General features: G+C 64.5%; 24 protein-coding genes. 14 read left to right on the plus strand and 10 right to left on the minus strand.

Annotation, left to right across the window (positions count from 1 at the left end; all coding sequences use genetic code 11):
* Positions 1 to 5: 5 nt before the first annotated feature.
* The 3 genes from BKX93_RS04510 to BKX93_RS04520 all read right to left on the minus strand — a co-directional run bounded on the left by BKX93_RS04510 (position 6) and on the right by BKX93_RS04520 (position 1,672).
* Positions 6 to 713, minus strand: a complete 708-nt coding sequence (locus BKX93_RS04510; protein ID WP_046157616.1) for an SDR family oxidoreductase — start codon at positions 711 to 713, stop codon at positions 6 to 8.
* On the minus strand, positions 710 to 1,237 hold the full coding sequence (locus BKX93_RS04515) for an ester cyclase (RefSeq protein ID WP_052717582.1): 528 nt from the start codon (positions 1,235 to 1,237) through the stop codon (positions 710 to 712). The genes BKX93_RS04510 and BKX93_RS04515 overlap by 4 nt, the downstream gene beginning before the upstream one ends.
* Positions 1,238 to 1,504: 267 nt before the next feature.
* A complete protein-coding gene (locus BKX93_RS04520; RefSeq protein WP_021475965.1) occupies positions 1,505 to 1,672 on the minus strand; it encodes a putative motility protein in 168 nt (55 codons plus the stop codon).
* Between the two features lie 141 nt (positions 1,673 to 1,813).
* Between BKX93_RS04520 and trxB the strand changes: the two genes are divergently transcribed.
* The 4 genes from trxB (at position 1,814) to BKX93_RS04540 (ending at position 5,410) form a co-directional block, all read left to right on the plus strand.
* Entirely contained in the window at positions 1,814 to 2,767 is a 954-nt protein-coding gene (gene trxB, locus BKX93_RS04525; protein ID WP_046157615.1) for a thioredoxin-disulfide reductase, read from the plus strand.
* A gap of 18 nt (positions 2,768 to 2,785) precedes the next feature.
* The gene (locus BKX93_RS04530) at positions 2,786 to 3,421 is read left to right on the plus strand and encodes a Smr/MutS family protein (RefSeq protein WP_070978893.1); all 636 of its coding nucleotides are present in this window, start codon (positions 2,786 to 2,788) and stop codon (positions 3,419 to 3,421) included.
* A 71-nt stretch (positions 3,422 to 3,492) separates the two neighbouring features.
* Entirely contained in the window at positions 3,493 to 3,948 is a 456-nt protein-coding gene (locus BKX93_RS04535) for a peroxiredoxin (protein WP_046157613.1), read from the plus strand.
* Positions 3,949 to 4,006: 58 nt separating this feature from the next.
* Positions 4,007 to 5,410, plus strand: coding sequence for a PhoH family protein (locus BKX93_RS04540; protein WP_046157612.1), 1,404 nt, complete (start codon positions 4,007 to 4,009; stop codon positions 5,408 to 5,410).
* 89 nt (positions 5,411 to 5,499) lie between these two features.
* Here BKX93_RS04540 and BKX93_RS04545 read toward each other — a convergent pair whose 3' ends face one another.
* The 4 genes from BKX93_RS04545 to BKX93_RS24510 all read right to left on the minus strand — a co-directional run bounded on the left by BKX93_RS04545 (position 5,500) and on the right by BKX93_RS24510 (position 7,809).
* The gene (locus BKX93_RS04545) at positions 5,500 to 5,808 is read right to left on the minus strand and encodes a hypothetical protein (RefSeq protein WP_070978895.1); all 309 of its coding nucleotides are present in this window, start codon (positions 5,806 to 5,808) and stop codon (positions 5,500 to 5,502) included.
* Between the two features lie 240 nt (positions 5,809 to 6,048).
* Positions 6,049 to 6,909, minus strand: a complete 861-nt coding sequence (locus BKX93_RS04550) for a methionyl-tRNA formyltransferase (protein ID WP_046157610.1) — start codon at positions 6,907 to 6,909, stop codon at positions 6,049 to 6,051.
* A gap of 382 nt (positions 6,910 to 7,291) precedes the next feature.
* Complete coding sequence (locus BKX93_RS04555; RefSeq protein ID WP_021475958.1) at positions 7,292 to 7,507, minus strand: sigma factor-like helix-turn-helix DNA-binding protein; 216 nt, start codon at positions 7,505 to 7,507, stop codon at positions 7,292 to 7,294.
* 65 nt (positions 7,508 to 7,572) lie between these two features.
* Complete coding sequence (locus BKX93_RS24510; RefSeq protein WP_144410253.1) at positions 7,573 to 7,809, minus strand: hypothetical protein; 237 nt, start codon at positions 7,807 to 7,809, stop codon at positions 7,573 to 7,575.
* A 196-nt stretch (positions 7,810 to 8,005) separates the two neighbouring features.
* Between BKX93_RS24510 and BKX93_RS04560 the strand changes: the two genes are divergently transcribed.
* Positions 8,006 to 9,673, plus strand: a complete 1,668-nt coding sequence (locus BKX93_RS04560; protein WP_070978897.1) for an ABC-F family ATP-binding cassette domain-containing protein — start codon at positions 8,006 to 8,008, stop codon at positions 9,671 to 9,673.
* A gap of 128 nt (positions 9,674 to 9,801) precedes the next feature.
* Here BKX93_RS04560 and BKX93_RS04565 read toward each other — a convergent pair whose 3' ends face one another.
* On the minus strand, positions 9,802 to 11,238 hold the full coding sequence (locus tag BKX93_RS04565) for an alkaline phosphatase family protein (protein WP_070978899.1): 1,437 nt from the start codon (positions 11,236 to 11,238) through the stop codon (positions 9,802 to 9,804).
* Between the two features lie 274 nt (positions 11,239 to 11,512).
* Here BKX93_RS04565 and BKX93_RS04570 point away from each other — a divergent pair, with 274 nt between their 5' ends.
* The 8 genes from BKX93_RS04570 (at position 11,513) to BKX93_RS04605 (ending at position 21,285) form a co-directional block, all read left to right on the plus strand.
* Positions 11,513 to 13,678 carry a hypothetical protein gene (locus tag BKX93_RS04570; RefSeq protein WP_070978901.1) on the plus strand — a complete coding sequence of 722 codons (2,166 nt, stop codon included), beginning with the start codon at positions 11,513 to 11,515 and terminating at the stop codon, positions 13,676 to 13,678.
* A gap of 29 nt (positions 13,679 to 13,707) precedes the next feature.
* Positions 13,708 to 14,919 carry a ferritin-like domain-containing protein gene (locus BKX93_RS04575; RefSeq protein WP_046157606.1) on the plus strand — a complete coding sequence of 404 codons (1,212 nt, stop codon included), beginning with the start codon at positions 13,708 to 13,710 and terminating at the stop codon, positions 14,917 to 14,919.
* A 65-nt stretch (positions 14,920 to 14,984) separates the two neighbouring features.
* The gene (locus BKX93_RS04580) at positions 14,985 to 16,268 is read left to right on the plus strand and encodes a 3-dehydroquinate synthase (protein ID WP_145929263.1); all 1,284 of its coding nucleotides are present in this window, start codon (positions 14,985 to 14,987) and stop codon (positions 16,266 to 16,268) included.
* Entirely contained in the window at positions 16,265 to 17,494 is a 1,230-nt protein-coding gene (gene eboE, locus BKX93_RS04585) for a metabolite traffic protein EboE (RefSeq protein WP_070978905.1), read from the plus strand. Before BKX93_RS04580 ends, eboE begins: the two co-directional genes overlap by 4 nt.
* On the plus strand, positions 17,484 to 18,425 hold the full coding sequence (locus tag BKX93_RS04590; RefSeq protein ID WP_070978912.1) for a UbiA family prenyltransferase: 942 nt from the start codon (positions 17,484 to 17,486) through the stop codon (positions 18,423 to 18,425). Before eboE ends, BKX93_RS04590 begins: the two co-directional genes overlap by 11 nt.
* A gap of 2 nt (positions 18,426 to 18,427) precedes the next feature.
* The gene (locus BKX93_RS04595) at positions 18,428 to 19,381 is read left to right on the plus strand and encodes an EboA domain-containing protein (protein ID WP_145929264.1); all 954 of its coding nucleotides are present in this window, start codon (positions 18,428 to 18,430) and stop codon (positions 19,379 to 19,381) included.
* A gap of 21 nt (positions 19,382 to 19,402) precedes the next feature.
* Entirely contained in the window at positions 19,403 to 20,476 is a 1,074-nt protein-coding gene (locus tag BKX93_RS04600) for a TatD family hydrolase (RefSeq protein ID WP_222103288.1), read from the plus strand.
* 29 nt (positions 20,477 to 20,505) lie between these two features.
* On the plus strand, positions 20,506 to 21,285 hold the full coding sequence (locus tag BKX93_RS04605; protein ID WP_046168078.1) for a VOC family protein: 780 nt from the start codon (positions 20,506 to 20,508) through the stop codon (positions 21,283 to 21,285).
* A 110-nt stretch (positions 21,286 to 21,395) separates the two neighbouring features.
* Here BKX93_RS04605 and BKX93_RS04610 read toward each other — a convergent pair whose 3' ends face one another.
* Entirely contained in the window at positions 21,396 to 21,887 is a 492-nt protein-coding gene (locus BKX93_RS04610) for an Lrp/AsnC family transcriptional regulator (protein WP_046168077.1), read from the minus strand.
* Positions 21,888 to 22,012: 125 nt separating this feature from the next.
* Between BKX93_RS04610 and BKX93_RS04615 the strand changes: the two genes are divergently transcribed.
* Positions 22,013 to 22,630 carry a LysE family translocator gene (locus tag BKX93_RS04615; RefSeq protein WP_052717579.1) on the plus strand — a complete coding sequence of 206 codons (618 nt, stop codon included), beginning with the start codon at positions 22,013 to 22,015 and terminating at the stop codon, positions 22,628 to 22,630.
* Between the two features lie 77 nt (positions 22,631 to 22,707).
* Here the strand turns inward: BKX93_RS04615 and BKX93_RS04620 are convergent, their stop codons facing one another.
* Positions 22,708 to 23,823, minus strand: a complete 1,116-nt coding sequence (locus tag BKX93_RS04620; RefSeq protein WP_046168076.1) for an alkene reductase — start codon at positions 23,821 to 23,823, stop codon at positions 22,708 to 22,710.
* Between the last annotated feature and the right edge of the window lie 53 nt (positions 23,824 to 23,876).

Genomic DNA, 23,876 nt, shown 5'->3' on the forward strand with positions numbered 1-23,876 from the left:
TCCGGCTACAGCAAACCGCCGCCATCCACATCCAGCACCGCGCCGGTGAGGAAGGCATTGCCCATCGCGAACAGATAAGCTTGGGCCAAATCCTGCGGCCTGCCCACCCTGCCCAGCGGCAGCCCGGACGCGATCCGCGCCATCGCCGCCCCGCGCCCTTCCGCGCCGGGCTCGCCCCACAGCTCGGTGTCCACCACGCCGGGACTCACCGCGTTGACCCGGCGCGGAGCCAGCTCCTTGGCCAGATTCCTGGCCGCCGCCTCCAGCGCCGCGTTGACCGTGCTCTTGAGCAAGCCGCCGGCGCTGTATTTGCGCGACAGCAGGCCTGACGTGAAAGTGATGGAGGCATCCGCGGCCAAGTAAGGCAAGGCCTGCTGCGCCGCCAGAAGATTGCCGAACAACTTCACCTCGAAGGTCTGGCGCAGATCGTCGCCCGTCATGTCCTCCAACCTCGGCGAGCCGACCCGCGCGCCGGCGGTCAGAATCAGATGGTCGATGCGGCCGATGCCGGCGAAGGCGTTGCGCAGGCTGTGCAGATCGGTGACGTCGGCCCGCAGGCTCTGCCAGGGGCCGGGCTGGGCGACGGAACGGCCCAGCACGTAAACCTGGGCGCCGGCGTCAGCCGCGGCCTGCGCCACAGCCCGCCCGATGCCGGAGGTGCCGCCCAGAACCGCCACCGTTTTTTGCCGCAGAAAATCCGTGGCCGCGCTCATGGCTTCAGCGCTCCCAATTGCTTCAACAGGGTCAGGTTGTCTTCCAGATGCCAGTTCTCGGCGATGCGGCCGTTTTTCACCCGGTAGAGGTCGAAAGCCTGGAAATCCACCGCCTGGCCTGCGCCCTGGATATCGCCGAACTTGCCGCTGAAATGGCCGGTGAAATGCAGGCGCAGCGCCACCCGGTCGGCGGCCAGCACCATATCGGTGACTTCCACCTTCAGATCCGGCACGGCGGCGCGGAAGGTTTGCGAAGCCTGCAACGGCCCGGCCGTACCCTGGCGCCGCCCCTCGGGCAGCGTGCGGTCGAGAAAGTCCGGGTCCAGCGCCAGCTCGGCGTAGCGCGGATCGCCGGTGTTCCAGAAGGCGGCGTAACGCAAGGCCGCCAGTTTCACCGCGGCGGCATTTCCGCCGTTGCGTTCGGAAAACACCCGCGCCGGTTGCGGCAACGCATCGGCGGCCATCGCGGCGCAGGAAACGAACGCCAGCAGGCTGGCGCTTATCAGATTGGGAAGACGGTTCATATCGGCTCCTGGTTGCTGGTTTGCTTGGGAGTCGATTATTGCCCTGCCAGGCCCAATTGATAATTAGCCTGAAGATTGGATGATTTTACAGTTTAATTTGAAAATAATCCCAAACCCAAGCAAGGAGCCGCACAAGCCGGCAGTGACGGCCAAAGCCGCGGCGCGGCGCCACGCCCGAAGAAAAGACCCGCCAGCATGCCGTGCTCCATCAAACCGGGGACAATAAAAAAGCGACCCGAAGGTCGCTTTTTCGCACGCTGCGCCGGCTCAGGCGCGCACGTCGAGATTTTGTCCCAGATGGGCGGGATTGGAAGCCTGGATCTGCTGCGCGGACTGTTCCGCGCCCTGCAGCAGGGTCATGGCCGCCTGCGATTGCGCCTGCATCGCCTTTTTCAGCACCAGAGCCTGCGCATTGGTGCTGACATTCGCGCTCACTTGACTTAATCCATCCATACCCCAACCTCCACGTTTGACATGCTGCCATTGCTTGCAGTGTAGCGGCCCGCAGGCCTGCTGTCACAACAAAACTGCTAGAATGTCAGCCAATCCACCCCTTTTGACGACAGGAAAACACACATGAGCGCACCCCGTCACAGCCCTCTGCTGATTCTTGGCTCCGGCCCGGCCGGCTACACCGCAGCGGTCTACGCCGCCCGCGCCAACCTGAAGCCGGTAATCATCACCGGCATGGCCCAGGGCGGCCAGCTGATGACCACCACCGACGTGGATAACTGGCCCGCCGACGCGGAAGGCGTGCAGGGGCCGGAGCTGATGCAGCGCTTCCAGCAGCACGCCGAGCGCTTCGGCACTGAAATCCTGTTCGACCACATCCACACCACCCACCTGAGCGAGAAGCCGATCCGCCTGGTGGGCGACGCAGGCGAATACACCTGCGACGCGCTGATCATCGCCACCGGCGCTTCCGCCCAATACCTGGGCCTGCCGTCCGAAGAAGCTTTCTCCGGCAAGGGCGTGTCCGCCTGCGCCACTTGCGACGGCTTCTTCTACCGCAACCAGGACGTGGCGGTGGTCGGCGGCGGCAACACCGCGGTCGAAGAAGCGCTGTACCTGGCCAACATCGCCAAGCACGTCACCCTGATCCACCGCCGCGACACCTTCCGCGCCGAGAAAATCCTGGTCGACAAGCTGATGAGCCGCGTCTCCGAGGGCAAGATCAGCCTGAAGCTGAATGCCACGCTGGACGAAGTGCTGGGCGACAACACCGGCGTGACCGGCGTGCGAGTGAAGCTGAACGACGGCGCCAGCGAAAACCTGGCGTTGACCGGCGTCTTCATCGCCATCGGCCACAAGCCCAACACCGACATCTTCAAGGGCCAGCTGGAAATGGACGCCACCGGCTACCTGATCACCAAGGGCGGCCGCGACGGCAACGCCACCCTGACCAGCATTGACGGCGTTTTCGCCGCCGGCGACGTGCAAGACCACATCTACCGCCAGGCAGTGACCAGCGCCGCCTCCGGCTGCCAGGCCGCCCTGGACGCCGAGCGCTATCTCGACAGCCTGAAGTAAGCGCCGGAACCCTGCATCATGAAGACCTTCAAGGACACTCTGAAGGGCCTTCGCCAGACGCTGCGCCAGGCCGCCCCGCCGCGGGCGGCCTTGCCGCAGCCTGCAGTGCCCGAGGAGGCGGATTTCCGCCAGTCGGTCGGCAAGGTCAAGCCGCTGAAGCCTGACGACCGCCACCACCCTCAGCCTCCCAAGCCCAGTCCCCGTCCGCGCAAGCCCAGCCAGGGCCCGGTGCTGCACGCGGCCGCCTGCCAGGAAATCCTGCAGCATCAGATAGGCTGGTTCGAACCCACCCACCAGTTGCAGCAGTACGCCCGCCCCGGCATGCCGTCCGCCACGCTGAAACGGCTGCGCCAGGGCAACTGGCCGGTTTGCGCCCAGCTGGACCTGCACGGCTACACCCGCCATCAGGCGCAGGACGCGCTGGCGCTGTTCATCCACCGCGCCCGCCACCGCGGCCAATGCGTGAAAGTGATCCACGGCAAGGGATTCGGCTCGCCGCAGGGAGAGCCGGTGCTGAAAAAACTGGTGCGCAGCTGGCTGCAGCACCACCCCGACGTGCTGGCTTTCTGCGAGGCGGAAACCGGCGGCGCGGGCGGCTCGCTGCTGGTGCTTTTGCGCCGGCCCGCGCCCGGAGAAATCCATGACGAAGGATAACGTGACAACCGCAAGGATAATCCGCTAAGCTCAAAACAAGGCGGACCCCTGCACACTACCAGGAGTTATGCATGACAGGCACACCCTGCCCCGACTTCACCCTGCCCGGCACCGCCGGCGCCGATTTTCAGCTCTCCTCCAGCCGCAAGCCGCTGGTGATCTACTTCTACCCCAAAGACAACACGCCCGGCTGCACCAATGAAAGCATGGCTTTCCGCGACCTCCATCCGGAATTCGCCGCGCTGGGCGCCGAAATCGTCGGCATCTCCCGCGACAGCCTGAAGTCCCACCACAACTTCAAGGCCAAGCTGGAGCTGCCGTTCGAGCTGCTGTCCGACGCCGAGGAAACCGCCTGCGGCCTATTCGGCGTCATCAAGATGAAAAACATGTACGGCAAACAGGTGCGGGGCATCGAGCGCAGCACTTTCGTCATCGATGCCTCCGGCAAAGTGTCGCGCGAATGGCGCGGCGTGAAAGTGCCCGGTCACGCAGAGGAGGTGCTGGCGTACGTCAAGACGTTGAAGTAGCAAGCCGTAGCCGCCCGGCCGACCGGCCGGGCCAGAACATGAACAAGGGGACCACATCATGGCCGGCCGTAAAAAGACCACCGCGTGCAAACTGTTCGTACTGGATACCAACGTACTGTTGCACGACCCCACCTGTCTGTACCGCTTTGAAGAACACGATGTGTTCATCCCCATCATCACGCTGGAAGAACTGGACACCCACAAGAAGGGCATGTCCGAAGTGGCGCGCAACGCCCGCCAGGCCAGCCGCTTCCTCGACGACATCATCAGCGGCAAAGAACTGGACATTTCCGAAGGCATCCCCCTTAAGCATGCCAGCCGCGACGCCGCCAGCGGCAAGCTGATCCTACAGACCCAGGCCATCAACGGCACTCTCCCCTCGTCGCTGCCCATGGGCAAGGCCGACAACCAGATTCTCGGCATCGTGATGGCGCTGAAGGAGCACTACCAGGGCCGCGCCGTCATCCTGGTGTCCAAAGACATCAACATGCGCATCAAGGCCCGCGCGCTGGGCCTGGAAGCCGAAGACTACTTCAACGACAAGGTGCTGGAAGACACCGACGTGCTGTACACCGGCACGCGCGAGATCGAGCAGATATTCTGGGAACGCAACAGCAAGGACATGAAGTCTTGGCAAGACCACGGCCGCAGCTACTATCAGCTGGCCGGACCGGACTGCAACGGGCTCTACGTCAACCAGCTGCTATGGCAGGAGGGCGAAAAACCGTTCCAGGCGCGGGTCATCAAGGTGGAAGGCAAGACCGCGGTCCTGGAAACGCTGAAAGACTACAGCCACAACAAGAACAACGTCTGGGGCATCACCGCGCGCAATCGCGAACAGAACTTCGCGCTGAACATGCTAATGGATCCCAACGTCGACTTCATCACCCTGCTGGGCCAGGCCGGCACCGGCAAGACGCTGCTGACGCTGGCCGCCGGATTGGCGATGACGCTGGAACAGAAGATCTACAGCGAAATCATCATGACCCGCGTCACCGTGCCGGTGGGCGAGGACATCGGCTTCCTGCCCGGCACCGAGGAGGAAAAGATGGCGCCGTGGATGGGCGCGTTGGAGGACAACCTGGACGTGCTGAACAAGAGCGACGACGACGGCGGCGACTGGGGCCGCGCCGCCACCCGCGACCTGATCCGCAGCCGCATCAAGGTGAAAAGCCTTAACTTCATGCGCGGCCGCACCTTCCTCAACAAGTACCTGATCATCGACGAGGCGCAGAACCTGACGCCGAAGCAGATGAAGACGCTGATCACCCGCGCCGGCCCCGGCACCAAGGTGGTCTGCCTGGGCAATGTCAGCCAGATCGACACGCCTTACCTCACCGAAGGCAGTTCCGGCCTGACCTACGTGGTGGACCGCTTCAAGGGCTGGGGCCACTCGGCCCACATCACGCTGCAGCGCGGCGAGCGCTCGCGGCTGGCCGACTACGCCGGCGAAGTGCTGTAAGCGCAAGGGGCGCGGCGAGCTCTTCCGCCCGCCGCGCCCCGAATGGCGAAACGGCGTCCGCCTCGCCGCGGACGCCGCTTCCCTCCCCCTTACCAGTCTTCCTGTTCGCGCATGCCGCGCAGATAGCCCAGCAGGCACAGCACTGCCACGCCTAGCACCAGCAAATCCAGCGCGAACCATTTCTTCGCGTCCCGCATGCTCTCGCTGCGAGACATCAGCTCGGCCGCGAGCGCCAGCCTTTCCACCCCATCCCGCGGCTCCGCGGCCGCGATTCGCGCCGAGGCCTTGTCCGCGCACACCACGCATACGCGCGGCTGCAGCTCATTTCCCAGCTCATGCCAACTCGCCGCCAGCACCACGGCGCAAAACGCGCAAAACAACAGCAAAAACCTGATCATTCCCATTCAGCGCGCATCCACGCCGACCTCATCCGCCCAGCCATAAAAACAATCGCCGCCAGGCGCATGCCCCTGCGGCGATTTCCAGCCGGCGTTCCGCACGCCTGCCGATCACTCTCCAACCATTCACATTTTTTAACAATCACCAGGCAGGGTCAATCAATCAATCCCGCTCAGGACAATCCCGCGGCATTCGCGCCACAAAAATGCCATATGTATCAAACAAGCGCCCTCCCCGACTCAGCGCCGGCCTCGCCCCGTCACCGCGTCCGGACCATACAGGCTCCACTCGCTGATCAGCAACATCCCGTCTCCAGTCGCCACCAGCAGTTGTTCGGCATGAGAATAAACCAGGCTGCCCGGCGCGAAGCCATGCGTCTCCACCCACCCCTCTGCGCGATGAATGAAAAAAGTGACGTTGTTGACGACCGCCGCGCACTCGAAATCGCCGAAGGCCCGCACCTGACGCAACAGCTCCGCCGTGGTGCGGTTGAAATCCAGCATCCGGTCGCCGTCGGTCCACAGCGGCCAATAGCTGCCGCCCTCCCCTTGAGGTCTCGCCCCGCTCCACAAGCGTTCAAAATCATGAGCCAGTATATGGCTCAGACGGTGCAGCGCCAGTTGCAGCTTGATGTCCAACATCTGATGGCTGTCGGCCTCTCCCAGCGCGAAACGCTCCTGCGCCAGGATATCCCCCGCATCGAACTCAGGGCTCACTTTATGGCAGGTGCAGCCCCACTCGCGATGCCCCTCCAACAAGGCGCGCACCTGCGGATAAGGTCCGCGCCCCATCGGCAACGGCGAGGGATGGAAATTGACCGCGCGCTTCAGATACGGCTTCCAGTCTGGAATGCGCCAGTTGTAACTGCCCACCAGCAGCGCTTCGCATCCCAGCTCCGCCAGTTCCTCCAAATCCCGCGGCCGCATCGGCGACAATTGCAGCGGCAGCTTGCGCTGCTCGGCGAAAGCCACCGACATCTTGTTGTGGTGCATCCGGTGGTCCACCGGCGTGCAGAACACCTTCACTGGCTGCCAACCCGCCTGCAGGAACACGTCAAGCACTGGTTTGAAACGATCGGAAAGGGTAATCGCGAAGCGCATGGCATCCACTCAGGGCAAGCAGGCCATCCGGCCCGATGGCTTGGTTATATCATTCGCCCTGCGCGCGCCTTCGGCGATGACACGCAAATTAACAGAAGCAGGCATCCGCCCATACATTCAAGCTGCGATCCTATCCAGCCATCCGCCGAAGGCCTACCCGCAGTCGAAACCCACGGATGGCATAGCAAATCTCCGACAAACCGGTCCGCTACGAGCATGCCGCGCGCCCTGCCCAGACCGATGCCGCGCCTGATCGCCATGCCCGCCGCGCCAGTCGCGCGAAATGCGAACGAGCAAGCAAAGCCCGCCAGCGCCTAATCCACCACGACAAAAGGCCCGGAGGAAACACGCTCCGGGCCAATGTGCTGCAATGAACGGTTATTCAGCCGAGGGGCAAGTGCCCCGATAGGGTATTGAGCTTGCCGACCGCGCGGCGGAAGCGCGCATGCGCGCGGGATACGGTGGATTCGCTGATATCCATCTGCTGCGCGGCGAAGTAGCCTGTCATGCCTTCCACCTCCATCAGCCACACCGCCTCGCGCGAACGTTTCTTCATGCCGATCAGGTCGGCCACCACATTGAAATCGTCCAACTTCATCTTATGCCTCCCCATGTAGTCTCGGTTCCCAGCCTGCGCCGGTGAGCCAAACATGTCCTTGCACCTCAATCATAGATGCTTGCAGAAAAAATGCAGGTAGCACGCAACTCGCGGACCTCGTTTTTTGTTGCAACCGCCAACACTCGCAAAGAGAATTTTTCAGCGACGCGATGAGCGATGCAGCTTATGCAGCACCCCGTACATGCCAGATCGGGAAATGCAGCGGCTTGAATGCTTCCCCATGCAGTCGCCCCAGCCAACTCATGCGGGTTGAATGCCCAAACCGGGGCGACATCCTTCACTTTCGCTCTCCCCTGGCCCTCACTGCGACAAAGCCGCTTACCCTCCGGTGGCTTGCATCTGCGTATAATCCCCCCGCGTGCCTTGGTGTTTTGTCCGAAGGCGCTATTGATTCATCGCATTCCGTCGGGACGCAAGCGGTCGCCAGGACTGCTATTTTCTCGCTCCCTAAAATTTTGCAGCACGGCTATATCCCCAATGATCATTCTGAAAAACGTGGCTTTGCGCCGCGGCACTAAAGTCTTGCTGGACGGCGCGACCGTCAGCATCAATCCCGGCGAAAAGGTTGGCCTGGTAGGGCGCAACGGCGCGGGCAAGTCTTCGCTGTTCGCGGTGCTGAACGGCAGCCTGCACGAAGACGGCGGCGATTTCTCCATTCCCAGCCAGTGGCGCATGGCGCAGGTGGCGCAGGACATGCCAGAAACATCGCAAACCGCCACTGAGTTTGTGGTGGAGGGCGATACCTTCTTGCTGGCGGCGCGGCGCGAAGTGGCCGAAGCCGAAGCGGGCGAAGATTACATGCGCATGGCGCATGCCTACACCGCCCTGAACGATGCCGGCGAGCACGACGCGCCCGCCCGCGCCCAGGCGTTGATCCTGGGCCTGGGCTTCAGCGTGGCCGAGTTGCAGCAGCCGGTGAACAGCTTCTCCGGCGGCTGGCGCATGCGCTTGCAGCTGGCGCGCGCGCTGATGTGCCCGTCGGACCTGCTGCTGCTGGACGAGCCGACCAACCACCTCGACCTGGACGCGCTGGTCTGGCTGGAAGCCTGGCTCAAGCAATACGCCGGCACCATGGTGGTGATCAGCCATGACCGCGAATTCCTGGACGCGGTGACCAATGTCACCCTGCACATCGACCACGGCAAGCTGGTGCGCTACGGCGGCAACTACAGCAAGTTCGAGGACATGCGCGCCGAGCAGATGATTCTGCAGCAGGCCGCGCTGGCCAAGCAGCAGGAAAAAATGGCTCACCTGCAAAAGTTCATCGACCGCTTCAAGGCCAAGGCCAGCAAGGCCAAGCAGGCGCAAAGCCGCGTCAAGGCGCTGGAACGGATGGAGAAGATCGCGCCGGTGCTGGCCGATGCCGAGTTCCAGTTCGAATTCAAGGAACCGGGCAGTTTGCCCAACCCGATGCTGACCATGTCGCAGGCTTCGTTCGGCTATCCGGCGCCGGAAGACGCCGCGGCAGGCACGCCGCCCACCGTGATTGTCAAAGGCGTGAACCGCTCGGTGCTGGCCGGCCAGCGCATCGGCATCCTCGGCGCCAACGGCCAAGGCAAATCCACGCTGGTCAAAACAGTGGCCGAAGCGCTGGCAGCCACCAGCGGCGAGATCATCCGCGGCAAAGGCCTGAATATCGGCTACTTCTCGCAGCAGGAACTGGACGTATTGCGGCCGGAAGACGACCCGCTGCAGCACATGCTTCGATTGGCGCGCGAAACGCCGGCACAACTGCGTCCGCCGGCCAACGACTGCCGCGAACAGAGTCTGCGCAATTTCCTGGGCACTTTCAATTTCAGCGGCGACATGGTCAAGCAGGCGGTGGGCAGCATGAGCGGCGGGGAAAAGGCGCGGCTGGTGCTGTGCATGATCGTCTGGCTGCGCCCCAATCTGTTGCTGCTGGACGAGCCGACCAACCATCTGGACCTGGCCACCCGCGAGGCCTTGAGCGTGGCGCTGAACGAGTTTGAAGGCTCGGTGATGCTGGTCAGCCACGACCGCGCCTTGCTGCGCGCGGTCTGCGACGAGTTCTGGATGGTGTCGCGCGGCGGCGTCAGCGACTTCGACGGCGATCTGGACGACTACCAGGTCTACCTGTTGGAAGAAGCCAAGCGCCGGCGCGAAGAGGCGGCCGGCAAACGATAAGGGCTAGGCGGCAATGGCGGACCGCCTCCGCCATTGCCGCGCGCGCTTGGCCTGCCGCGGATTCGTGCCCTAGGATGGCAAGGCTTTCTTTGTCCATTAGCCTTGCCCCCTGCAGTCCCGGCTTGGGCTCAGGCGCTGCCCACCAACCCGCGCGCTTTCGACCCCACTTGGGCCGCATCCACGCCGAACATCGCCTGCAAAGCCAATGCCTTGATGTCGGTGACGGACAGCTCCCCTTCGCAGGCGAAAACGCAGTCGCTGATAAGCAGCGGCGCATCCGCGGCGGCGCGCGCGGGCAAGCCATGCGATCCCTTGACCACGCCTGCGTCCAAACCGATCACATCCATCAGGCTGCGCATGCCCAAGGCCCGCCTGGCCAGCCGGCTGGCCACAGCCAGCTTGGGGAAACGGATGCTCGGGTCGATGAACAGTTCCGCCGGGTCGTAGCCGGGCTTGCGGTGGATGTCCACCGTGCGCGCGAAGTCCGGCGCCCTGGCGTCGTCCAGCCAGTAGTAATAGCTGAACCAGGCGTCATCCTCGGCCAGCGCGACGAAATCTCCGGCGCGCTCGTGATTCAGGCCCAGCTCGCCGCGTGCGCGCCCTTGCCACACCCCCGCCACGCCCGAGATGGACCGCAGCGCCTCCTCCACTTCCGCCGCCTTGCGCGCGCCCAGCCCGGGCTGCAAATAGACATGGGCGATCTGGTGGTCCGCCACGGCGAACGCCTGGCATTGGCTGGGATCCAGGATTTCCGCACCGGCCTCATGCCGCACCTGCAGCAGGCCCGCTTCGCGCAGATGGCGGTTCAGATGCACCGCGCGGCTCACCGGGGTGATGCCGTACTCTGACACCACCATCACCTGGTAGCCCCGCTCCCGCGCATGGGCGATCAAATCCCCCGCCACCGCGTCGATGTCCCGCAGGGACTGCCGCACCGCGGGATGCCGCAGATCCGGGCCGTGGCGCTGCAGATCGTAATCCAGATGGGGAAGATAGCTCAGCAACAGGCGGGGGCGAAAATCGGCCATCGCCAGCTTGCTGGCTTCGGCGATCCAGCGGCTGGACGCGATGGAGGTGGCCGGTCCCCAGAAATGGAACAAGGGAAACGCCCCCAGTTCCGCAGTCAGCCGGTCCCGCCACTCGGCGGGCTTGGTGTGGCAATCGGGCAGCTTGCGGCCATCGGCCTTGTAGATGGGACGCGGCGTCGCGCCGAAATCATGGCTGGACGCCATGTTGTACCACCAGAACAAGTTGGCGCTGGAAAATTCTGGATCGTGTCGCTTGCCCGCTTCCCACAAGCGCTCGCCATGGACCAGGCGGTTGGACTGGCGCCAGAACCAGACCTCAGCCAGCTCGCGGAACAGCCAGCCATTGCCGACGATGCCGTGCTGCTCAGGCGTCAGCCCGGTCAGCATGCTCGCCTGCACCGAGCAGGTCACCGCCGGCACGATATTGTTTAACGCTCTGACAGCGCCTTGGCCGGCAAACTCGGCCAAGCGGGGCGTGTGCTCCCCGATGAGGCGCGATGTCAGGCCAACGATATTGAGCAGAAGCAGCGGTTGCATACATCCACCTTTCCCCTATCACGCGACTCGCGGCGGCTCGGACGAAAAACACGCTGCGACGCGATCCGAATCTGCCATCCCTATTCCGCCTGCCGATATAGGCATTTAAATACCAACAAACTCCACAATAGAATCAAAACAGCCAATCGTCATTGAAATTGTCGAAACCCTCCCCTAGAAATACAGCTGATGCTCGCGTCCTTTCCGTATTGGTCGTTTCCGCCGCATCGCAAAATCGCTCAAGACCGTAGCAACCTTATCGAGGAGCTATCGCATGAGTTATCTCCAGTACCCCCGCCTGGCCTTCTCCGGCCTGTTCCAATCCGATGTCTCCACCGTTAACAACGATCCGCGCCATTTCGACAACGCCACCTTTGAACAGCGCTTCCAGGATCCGCGTTACCAGCCCCCTGTGCAGGAAGACGCCGGCAGCGCTCAGATCTCGATCAACAACGGCTGGTGGAACCCTTGGGGCACCGGCATCTTCGGACTGAAGAATTGCGTGGTGCAATCGGCGCTGGGACCGGATGGCCAGGAAATCCTGAGCAGCGGCGAAGACGCCGCCGTCGGCCTGCTCGTGGGCAACGCCAACGACCAGCCTTCCGGCAAGATGGTGGATCTGGATCCGGACTGGCAGCTGGCCTCCTGTATTTACGGCCAAGTGATCACCCTGCGCGCCGCCAACGGACAAGTGCTGATGCGCGGCCAATACGCGCCCAACCCCTTCCGCGACCTGTGGTTCAACCGGGTGGGCAATATATCGGGCGACAGCGCAGCCTCCGCCATCTGGCAGACTCGGCTCACCCATGTGGAATGGAATCTGGACAAGATCGACAGCCCGGTGCTGCAAGCCTTGAAAGCCATCTGCGAGCAACAGGGAAATATCCTGTCGCTGCGGCTGACCACTTACGGCTACGACGACGCATTGGGCGAAAGCTTCTTCTCCTACGGCATCCTGCTGGGAGCCATCGGTCCCGCCTATGAGACCGAGCCCGAATCCTTCATTCTCGGCCGCCGCTTCATTCCAGCCAATAATCTGCTGCCGCCCGACGCTTACCAGCCGCAAGACTATGTTCCCAATGTCGGCTGGTTCAGCGCGCAAGTGGTGACAAACGACAAAACCCAAAACAGCACTCTGTACGTGGACCTCAGCAACGCGCTGCCCTTGGTCTACAAACCCTCCCAAGCTCCGGCAGACGGCAGCCCCCCAAGGCCAATGAGCACGCCGGAAACGACTTACGAGGTGGACGTTCTCTGCGGCAGGGGCAGCGGCAATCCGGCAGCCCCTAAAGAAGGCAATAGCCAACAGCTGTGGCAGCAACCCCTGATCATCGCCCAATTGACGTCGCAGACGCTGCCGACCAGTCCCTATCTGCAGCCGGGACAAACCGTTCCGGCTCCCGCAGCTGCGCAATATCAGCCGCTGGCGACCATCGACATCAGCAATGCCAACCTGCTCAGCCGCAGCGGCATTGTCGCGGTGCCGATTCCTGCGTCCATGCAACCAACCATCAACCAACTGCCGCTGGCGTTGCTGACCTCAGCCAACCCCAATCCCGGCACTGGCTGGGCCTTGCTATTGTGCTGTGAAGGAAGCGGCGGCTGGGAAGTGCGCGCCGACCAATTCGCGCTGCGCCTTGACCCCAATGACGCGACAGCCAACGTTTTGGACTCCGACGTTTACGTCGCGCAATATGGCGTGCCGCTGGCCAATGGCGACGTCACCTTGGCCGTCACCTCCACCGGCCCCCAAGTGGATGTGGGCGACTGTCCCTCCGACACCCCGCCGGGAACAACGCCCAAGGCTCCGACCCCCACTTTCAATGTGCCGGCGGAGCAAGTCCGCTTCGTCCAGAACGCTGCGCGCACCGACGCCAACGGCATGGTGAAGCTTACCCTCAACGGTCCGCAGGCTCTGGGCTACCCCCGCTATTACATCGATGGCCAGCTGTTCAACTATGCCTACAACTTCGCGTCAGATCCCTCCGCTCCCAAGTCGGCGGCCCCCCAGCCGACGGTACAGCAAATGTTCGACCAATACGCGATCGTTGTCCGCTCCACCTATGCGGTTCCCGATACGGTCACCTGGGAAGACGTGCAGCCCATCCTGCAACAGTACGCCAACCTGTACCCGGTGATGAGCCAAGGCCTGTTCGACTTCTCCAAGAAGGAACAGGCGGACGCCAACGCCTTCATCCTCAAGTTCGTGCTGGACAAACCGGACGACGACCCGGACCAGATGCCGGTCACCCGGGATCTGTCCAGCAGCAAGCGCCAGGCGCTGATCAAGTATTTCGACAGCGTGCTGCAAGAACAGGGCCGCCCCCCCAGCATGCTGGACATGTTCGGCAAGCGTTGCCCCACCCGAGGCGGAGGCGCTCAAAAAGACTGCCCCCAAGGCTCTGTCAGCTACGGCAAGCTCGACTGCCCGGCTAAATAACCGAGCTTCCATTTCGAAAGGGTACCAATATGCTGCGCATCAAACAGAGCATCATCAATCAATTGCTGAAGGGCTGTAGCCTGGATGAGCTGAAGAAAGCCATCACTACCGCGATCGCGCTCGAGTTCTCCACCATCCCCCCCTACCTGACCGGGCTGTTCTCCATCATGCCCGGCAGCAATCAAAGAGCCTCCGCCCTGATCCAATCCGTAGTCACCGAGGAAATGCTGCACCTGACGCTGGCCTCCAACATCCTGATCGCCATCGGGGGCAATCCGGACATCATCGCCATCGGCCGCTCCCTGGTATATCCGGGACCGCTGCCGGACCAGATCGACAATGATCTGCAGGTGGGGCTGGCCGCGCTCAGCAAACCGCAGCTGAAAAAAGTGTTCATGGCGATAGAACGTCCGGAAACCAAGCCGGGAGAAATCCTGCCTGGCGAGGAAGCGCCGCAACCCACGCCTGTCGACCCCGGCGAGTTCGGCTCCATCGGCCAGTTCTACAAGGCTCTGCTGACCGCCCTGACCATCGCCAACGCCAACAATCCGGAACTGTTCGCCACACCCAGACTGGATCAGCAGCTCGACATCAGCCAATGGTTCCCGCCGGTTCCCACCGCGCCGGCTCAAGGCAAGATCCGGAACCTCGACGACGCGGCGCTGGCGATCAACACCATCGTGATCCAGGGCGAAGGCATCCAGACCGAAGACGACGCCCACGGCAACCAAGAGGGCCTGCGCCTCGAAGGCAAGCCTCGGCATGCCAGGCTGAGCGAGCGGATACTGCCCCGGCATCGTCACGGCGGCGAGGGCGGCGCATCCGCAAACGAGATTTATCCTGGCGACGGCGACGGCAGCTACGCGCACTATTTCAAGTTCGGCGAGATCTTTTACGGCCGCGAGCTGATGCCAGACCCCGAAGCCGTGTCGGGCTGGTCCTACAACGGCGCGCCGGTGCCGCTGGATGAAAGCCAGATCTACAACTTCCTGCCCAATGCCGCCGTCAGCGATTACCTGCCCGGCTCATCCGCATCCGTCGCTGCCCAACGCTTCTACGATGCCTACCAGATGCTGCTGACCAGCCTGAATCAGGTATTCAACGGCAAACCGGCAGCCATGGACCGAGCGATGGGCCTGATGTACCAGCTGAAGCTGCAGGCGCAGCAGGTCGCGCAATGTCCGGTCGGCGGCAATGCGTCCAACCTGATGGCGGCCCCGCCGTTCATGCTGATCCGTTGATCCCCCATGGCTACGCGTTCCCGCAAGCCTTCCGGAACGCGTAGCCTTCGAACAAGGAGATGCCGATGAAACTGGCCGGAACGGACCCTGTTCGCCAACTCCCGACCTCCCGCACCGCAGCAGCGGATGCTCGGCCGGATTCGCATCAACGCCTGCAACTGAACCATGACTTCAGCGTGATCCACACCCGAGACGCATTCGCCGCGGAAAATCCCTCCCTGCTCCAGGCCCTGCGCCGCCGGGAGCAGGCCAAGCGGCACCGGGTGGCGGTCTTCGTCGACGACGGCGTGCTGCGCGCCTGCCCGGAACTGCCGCGGCGCATCCGCTGCTACGCGGACACGCACGCCGCCCATCTGGAAATAGCCGGAGAGATCGTGCCGCTTCCGGGCGGAGAAGCCTGCAAGAACGATCCCCAGCACCTGTGGCGGCTGCTGCAGGCCCTGGCCGACCGCAATATAGACCGCCATTCCTACGCGCTCGCCATAGGCGGCGGCGCGGCGCTGGACGCAGTCGGCCTGGCCGCGTCGCTGTTCCATCGCGGCGTGCGCCACATCCGCCTGCCGTCCACGGTGCTGTCCCAAGCCGACAGCGGCGTCGGCGTCAAAAGCGCCATCAACTGGAACGGCCAGAAAAACCTGATAGGCAGCTTCGCCGTGCCCTGGGCGGTGATCAACGACGCGGCGCTGATAGACGGCTTGCCCGCGCGCGAGAAGCGCGCCGGCATGGCCGAGGCGGTGAAGGTGGCGCTGATCCGCGACGCGTCATTCTTCCACTGGCTGGAAGCCCGGGCCGACGCTCTCGCCCGCTTCGAGCCGCCAGACCTGGAAGAACTGATACAACGCTCGGCGGCGCTGCACCTGCGCCAGATCACCCAGGGCGGCGATCCATTCGAGCAGGGCTCGGCGCGGCCGCTGGATTATGGCCACTGGATCGCCCACAAACTCGAACGACTGAGCGGCCACGCGCTGAACCACGGCGAGGCCGTGGCCATAGGCGTCGCCTGCGACGCGCGCTATTCGACATTGGCCGGACTGCTGCCGGCTGGCGACGAGGCGCGCGTCTGGCAACTGCTGCGCGCGCTGGGCTTCGAGCTATGGCACGAACAGCTGCTGGCCCGCGACGAACGCGGCCGGCTGGCGCTGCTGCAAGGCCTAGGCGAGTTCCGCGAACACCTGGGCGGCGACCTGTGCGTGACCCTGCTGGCGGAGCTGGGCCGCGGCCGCGAAGTGAACGCCATAGACGGCGAACGCGTCATGCAAAGCATCTTCTGGCTGCAGCAGCGGCACGCCTCCGCCCTGCCCGATGCGCGCGCCGACATCAACGAAACCATCTGCGGAGCCGGGCGATGAAACTGGCGCACCTGCCCCTGCCCGCGCATCTCTCCTACTGCACCAACATCCATGCCGGCGACAGCCTGGCCGAGATCGAGGCCAGCCTGGATGATTTTCTGCCGGCGATCCGCGCCCATCTGGAGGAATGGCAGGCGCTGCCCCCCGACGCGCCATTCGGCCTGGGACTGCGGCTGTCCGCCCTGGCGGCGGAAAGCTTGATGCATGAGGATGCGCTGCGCGCCTTCGCCGCCCGGCTGGAATCGCTGCATGCCTATGTGTTCACCATCAATGCCTTTCCTTGGGGAAACTTTCACCAGAAACCGGTGAAGCAGTCGGTCTACCAACCCGACTGGCGCAGCAGCCAGCGCGCCGCTTACACCATCCATTGCGCGCGGACGCTGGCCGCCCTGCTGCCCCCCGGGGTGGGGGGCAGCATCTCCACCGTGCCGCTGGGCTTCGCCGAAGGGGACTGCGCGGCGGCGATGGCGGACTCGCTGCCGCAATTGCGGCTGGCCGTGCTGGAGCTCAATCGCCTGATGCGCGAAACCGGCAAGGAAATCGTCCTGGCGCTGGAGCCAGAGCCGGCCTGCCTGCTGGAAAACACCGCCGACGCATTGCATTTTTTCCAGCGATATTGGTTTGCCGAGGACAACTTGGCGCAACTGGCCCGGCTGGCCGACTGCGCGCTGCCCAAAGCGCTGGAATTGGCGCGCCGGCACCTCGGCGTCTGCTACGACGTATGCCACGGCGCGGTTGAATTCGAAGACCCATGCGCGACATTGGCCTCGCTGCTCGATGCAAGCATCCGCGTCGCCAAGATCCAGCTGTCCTGCGCTCTGCGGGTGGAAGCGATGGATGAGCGCGCCGCGATTCAATTGCGAACGTTCGACGACGGGATTTACTTGCACCAGGTGGTCAGGCGCAATGCATCCGGCCTGCAGCGCCACCCGGACCTGCCGCAGGCGCTGAGCCTGCCGCCCGACGCCATCCGGCGGGAATCATGGCGCGTGCACTGCCATGTGCCGCTGTTTTGGCAAGCCCCGCCGGAAGCGGCCCTGGCCAACACCCGCGACAGCCTGGACGCAGTGCTCGGCCTGCTGCGCCGGCAGGCCGTCAGCCCCCATCTCGAAGTGGAAACCTATACCTGGGACGTGTTGCCGCCCCAATTGCGCGCCATGCCCAAGGCCCAGGCGATCGCGCTCGAATTGCACACCGTTCTGAAGGAGCTGCGCCATGAGCGCTGACGCCGTTTCATCGATGCCGGCCTGGCTGCGCCTGGGCCGTGTTTCCAATCTGCCCACCGTGCTCAGCAACGCGCTGGCCGCCGCGCTGCTGGGCGCCGCGTCCGGCGGGCATGCCTTGAGCTCGGCAGACCTGGCGGCCCTGCCCCCGTTGATGTTATCGATGTGCCTGTTTTACGTGGGAGGCATGTACCTCAATGACGCCTTCGACCGCGAAATCGATGCCCGCGAGCGCCCCCAGCGCCCCATCCCGTCAGGCGAAGCGCGCGCGCAAACGGTTTTCGCCTGCGGTTTCGGCATGCTGCTGGCCGGCTGGCTGCTGCTGGGGCTATACGGCAACGATCACAGTCGCTTCTACGGCGCGCTGCTGGCATCAAGCATCGTGGTCTACAACGTCTGGCACAAGCACAACCCATGCAGCCCGCTGCTGATGGGCGCCTGCCGCGCCCTGCTCTGCCTGTGCGTCGGCTCGGCCTTCGCCGGCGGCACGCCGCCGATGCTGTGCCTGGCCGCCGCCCTGCTGCTGGCGCATATCGTCGGACTCAGCCACGCCGCCAAGCAGGAAAGCCTGGACCGCATCGGCGCCCTCTGGCCGCTGGCGGTGCTCGGCCTGCCGCCGTTGGCCTACGCGCTACTGGCGCTTGTCCGCTTCATCCCGGATGGAGCCCCCCAGGCCTGGCAAGCGCTGACGCTCGCCGCGCTGCTGGCCATCGCGCTGGCCGCCGCGCTGGCGCTCGCCGTGGCGCGGATGGTCAAGCGGTCCGCGCCCGGCGCGGTCGGACAAGCGGTGGCGCGGATGATCGCCGCCGTCAGCCTGCTGGATGGCCTGGCCTTGGCCGCCTGTCTGCCTCAGCCTGCGCCCGTGGCCATCCTCGGTTGCGTGGCGGCCTATTTCGCCACGCGTTTCCTGCAAACCTATATCCCGGGAACCTGAACATGCGCAGCGACACTCAAGACCCGACTCTCGCCCCCGCCGCCCTTTCCGTCTCAGACGCATGGAGCGCCTGGCAACCCCGCATGCGCGCCTGGCTGGAGCTGCTGCAAGGCTGGCTGAGCGCCCGCGCCGATGGCGACTGGTACGCGCGGCAATGCCAGGATCTGGCCCACGCCACCGCGGGCGACCGCCCGCTGAACCTGCTGTTCAAAGCGCTGGGCATCGCGCCGCGCAAGCTGGGCAAACAAGACTTGGCGCTCAGCGATGCGGAACAGCGCCAGGCCCGCGCCTTGCAGCCCGGCTTCGACGCCAGCCGCTGGAGCGTGGATCAGGCGGCCCGCGTCGGCTTGATTCTGGCCGCGGCCGGCAATCTGCCGGATGGAGCGGCCTTCGCCGCCCTGCTCGACGAGCTGGCGAATCAGGGCGACATCCAGGAGCAGATCGCCCTGTATCAGGGTTTCGCCCTGTATCCGCAAGATCCGGCCTTGCTCGCGCGCGCCGGCGAAGCCGTGCGCAGCGGCATCCGTCCGGTCTTCGCCGCCTTCGCGCTGCGCGATCCCTGGCCGCAAGCGATGCTGCCGCAGGCGGCGTGGAATCAGATGGTGGTCAAAACCTTCTTTCTGGATTTGCCGCTGTGGCCGATCCAGGGGCTGGCTGATCGCGCCGACCAGGATCTGGGCGAAATCCTGTGCGACCTGGCGGCGGAGCGCGCCGCCGCCGGCCGCGGCCTGAACCTGGAACTCTGGCGGCTGCTGGCGCTATGCCCCGGCGAGCGCGGACACGCGCTGCTGCGGCGGCAATACGCCGACACCCGTCCCGGCACGCACGAAATGTACGCCTTGCAACTGGCGGCGAGGGAAAGCCCGCATGCCGACGTCCGGGCGCTGGCGCCCGTCGGACTGCCCGGCATCGAATTCAGCGATGAATGGGAACGGCTGGCCCAATGGCGGGAATGAATCCAACAAGGGGAAAACCAGATGAGCGACATCCAACACGCAATCGAAGAAATGTTTTCCGAACGCAGCGCGGCCTGCCCCTGCTGCGGAGCCACCCTGAGTCCGGAAACGCTGCGGGACTTGCTGCGGCAGGCCGCGCAGCATCAGCAGGAGCGCCAGTCGTTTCACCGCCTCTCTCCCGGCGCGGGCGGCATGCTGATAGACCCGCACGCCCACATGATCGCGCGCACCACCGACGACTACGAGGCGATGGCCGCCAGCGGCGTCGTCGCCGTGATCGAGCCGGCATTCTGGCTGGGACAGGCGCGCACCAACGTGGGCAGCTTCATCGATTACTTCTCTACCATCGCCGGCTTCGAACGCTTCCGCGCCGCGCAGTTCGGCATCCGCCACTACTGCGCGATCGGCCTGAACCCCAAGGAGGCCAACAACCGCGAACTCGCCGACGCCGTGCTGGATATCCTGCCGCGCTACCTGGCCAAGGAAGGCGTGGTGGCTTTGGGAGAAATCGGCTACGACGAGCAGACCGAGCTGGAAGACCGCGCCTTCCGCGCGCAAATCGAGCTGGCCCAGGAATTCGACCTGCCCATCATGATCCACACGCCGCACCGCGACAAAAAACGCGGCGCCAAGCGGACGATGGACACGCTGGAGGCCTGCGGCTTCGATCCCGCGCGCTGCGTGATCGACCACAACAACGAGGAAACGGTGCAAGAGGTGCTTGATCGCGGCTATTGGTGCGCGTTCACGATCTACCCCTCCACCAAGATGGGCAACGACCGTCTGGCGGCCATCGTCGAGCGCTACGGACCTGAGCGCATCATCGTCGACTCCGCCTGCGACTGGGGCGTGTCCGACCCGCTGGCCGTCGCCAAGTCGGCGCGCATCATGGCCGCCCACGGCCTCGACGAAGCCGCGATACGGCAGGTGGTCTACCACAATGCGCTGGCGGTCTACGGCCTGAACGGCGAAATGAGCGAGGCCGACTGGCTGGAACCCGCGCCGGTGGATCAGCGCACGCTGTACGGCGGCAACTCGGTATTGCGCGGCCAGGCGCCGCGGGTGGACCAGGACAACCCCGACCGCATCGTGTGACGGCTAGGCATCCCAAAAAGGAAAACGGCATGACAAGCAGACAAAGCAACCCCGTGAGCCTGGTTTCGCAATGGTTCATCCGCCACGGCTGCGTCGAACAAGTGCTGTCGGCGCTGCCTGCCTATGTGCAGGAAGTGATGGAGGAGCCGGGAACGCTGATCTATCTGGTCCACGCCCCGCTGCCGGAAAACAATCCCAACCCCTTGCTGCAATCGCTGCCTCCCGCCGTGCGCCCCAGCCTGCTGTTCTTCGAAGAATATGCCGGCGAAGACGCTTTTCTGGCCCATGTCAAAGGCCCGGCCTTCACCGCTTTCGTCGACAAATACGGCCAGTGCTTCATCAGCAGCGATGGCCATCCCTATAACACGGTCACCTTCCTGCGCCGCGAGCAGGGCTTCATCCGCGGTCTGGACAGCCGTTCCCCGCAAGCCGAGCAGATCGGCAGCCTGAACCGGCATCCGGCCGTGATGTTTGAAATCATCGCCAAGGATCAGGAGCAATCCAAGGCGTTCTACAGCGAAGTGTTCGGCTGGCGCTACCAGAACGGCGGCTCCGGCTTCGCCTATGTCCACTTCCCGCTGCAATTGCGCACCCTGCTGGGCGGCATCGGCCAATCCGAGAGCGGCGTGCCCGGCATGGAGCCGGGCCACAGCTTCTATTTGCTGGTGGAGGACTTGCAACTGGCCATAGACCGCGCGCTGGCCGCCGGCGGCAGCCCGCACATGCCGATCACCAGCGTGGACGGCTACACGTTCGCCATGATCAAAGACCCGGAAGGCAACCCGGTCGGCCTGCTGCAGGCCGTCTGAACGCGCAAAACCTTCGCGCCCCCCAAATCTGTCCGCGGGGCGCAAAGGCGGAATCGCTGGCATCCGCCGCGCGGACAGGCGCTTCAACCTTGCCGACCCGCCGGCTCCGGCTAGCGGCGCGCCTCCGGCCCCACCGGCAGCCGGCCCGACATCTTCACTTCGCGCAGCGACAGGCTGGAGCGGATGGATGACACGCCCGGCAGTTCGCGCAGCACGTCGCGGACAAAAACGCCGAAGGATTCCAGATCCTCGGCCACCACTTGCAGCAGGTAGTCGCACTCGCCGGTCAGGTTATGGCAGGACAGCACCTCCGGGATCGCGCGCACCATCTCCTCGAAGCGCAACGGCGCCTCGCCGATATGGCTGCCGAAGCCGATCTGCACGAAGGCAAGCACGCCATAGCCCAGCTTCTTGCGGCTCAGCACCGCCTGATATCCCTCGATATAGCCGTCGGCTTCCAGCCGCTTCAGCCGGCGCCAGCACGGGGTCTCGCTCAACGCCACCTGTTCCGCCAGTTTCGCGTTGGACAGCCTGCCGTCCTTCTGCAGCAAGGCCATCAAGGCAAGATCTACATCATCCAGATTTGATTTTGGAAGATTCATTTGCACTTAAAACAAAAAATGAAAGAGTCTTTCTAAATTTAACGCGTTAGCGCAAGAGAAAGCAAAGCAATTTCATTCCGCCGGGCGCACACTAGCCGCATCGCCTTACTATTCCGGAGCCCGCCATGCTGTCCTTGTCCGTGTTGTCGCTCTACCTCGCCGCCCTGGTCGCCGTCTACATCCTGCCGGGCCCGGACATGGCGCTGGTGATGGCCACATCGGCCAGCCGCGGCATCGGCGCCGGCTTGCTGACCGCGCTCGGCATCGCCGCTTCGCGCTTTCTGCATGTGATGATGTCCGGCCTGGGCCTCGCGGCCCTGATGGCCACGCATCCGCTGCTGTTCAACTCGGTGCGCTGGATAGGCGCCGGCTATCTGCTGTGGCTGGCGTGGAAGGTGGTGCGCGCCAAGCCGGCGCCGGAAGATGCGCCCCAGGCGACCGAGTCCGGCCGCGCGGCGATCGCCCGCGGCTTCCTGACCAATCTGCTCAATCCCAAGGCGCTGATGTTCTGCGCCCTGTTTCTGCCCCAGTTCGTATCGCCGGCGCACGGCGCGGTGCTGCCGCAGTTCGCGCTGCTCGCGGTCATCCTCGTTGCGGTGGGGCTGTGTTTCGACACCGCCTACGCCTTCGCGGCCTGCGGCATCGCCCGCCGTCTGAAGGGCCGCCGCCCGGCGGCGAAGCTGCAGAAAGGCCTGCTCGGCGGCGTATTCGTGCTGATGGCCGGACGGCTGATCTTTGGCTGATCCCGCCGCGGGACGCTTGCCCTAGCCAACGCGCCGACGCAATGAAAAGAGCCATCCCGGGATGGCTCTTCGTCCGTTCAGATCAATGACGCGGCCAGAGCCGGATAGTCGGTCAATCCGCGCGCGCCGCCGCCGAACAAAGTGGCCCGATTATGCGCCGCCAAGGGTGCGCCGGTGCGCAAACGCTCCGGTAGGTCCGGGTTGGCGACGAAAGGCCGGCCGAAAGCGATCAGATCGGCCCAGCCGGCGGCGATCGCCTCCCGCGCCCGCTCTGCCGTGTACTTGCCGGCATAAATCAGCACGCCGGGGAAGGCGGCGCGCAGCTTCTGCTTGAAGGCCATCGGCATCAGCGGCGCGTCGTCCCAGTCAGCCTCGGCGATGTGCAGATAGCCAACGCCCAGCTCGCCCAGCAGCCTGGCCGCGGCCAGATAGGTGGTTTCCGGGTCGTCGTCGACGCAGCCGTTCAGCGTGGTCAACGGCGCCAGGCGAATGCCGACGCGCGACGCGTCGCCGCAGCCGTCTATCAAGGCCAGCGCCACTTCGCCGAGAAAACGCAGGCGGTTCTCCAGCGAGCCGCCGTATTCGTCGGTGCGGGCATTGGCGTTCGAATCGATGAACTGGTTCACCAGATAGCCGTTCGCGCCGTGCAGCTCCACGCCGTCGAAACCCGCATCCATCGCGTTGCGCGCGGCGGCGCGGTATTGCGCCACCACCTCGCCGATCTCGGCGACGCTCAAGGCCCGCGGCGCGGAAGCCTGGACAAAACCCGGCGTGCGGCCGTCCTCGCCGGCGATGAAAACATTGACGCCGACGGCCTGGATGGCCGACGACGACACCGGCTGCTCGCCGCCCAGCAAGCTGGCATGGCTGAGCCGGCCGACGTGCCAGAGCTGCGCGAAGATGCGGCCGCCGGCGGCATGCACTGCATCAGTCGTCTTGCGCCATCCCGCCACCTGCGCCGGCGTGTGGATGCCGGGCGTCCACGCATAGCCCTTGCCTAGCGGCGCGATATACGTCCCTTCGCTGACGATCAGGCCGGCGCCGGCGCGCTGCGCGTAATACTCGGCCATCAACTCATTGGCTTCGTCGCCGGGTTGGCTGGCGCGCGAGCGCGTCATCGGCGGCATCACGATGCGATTGGGCAGCGTCAGCGCGCCGAGCCGCAGCGCTTGAAACAGAGGGTCCTGCATCATGGAATGTGTCCTGTCGTTGCCGCGGCCTGCTGGCCGCGGATGGGTTGCATCAA

It is taken from the genome of Chromobacterium vaccinii, from assembly GCF_001855275.1.
In the GTDB taxonomy this organism is placed as follows: domain Bacteria; phylum Pseudomonadota; class Gammaproteobacteria; order Burkholderiales; family Chromobacteriaceae; genus Chromobacterium; species Chromobacterium vaccinii.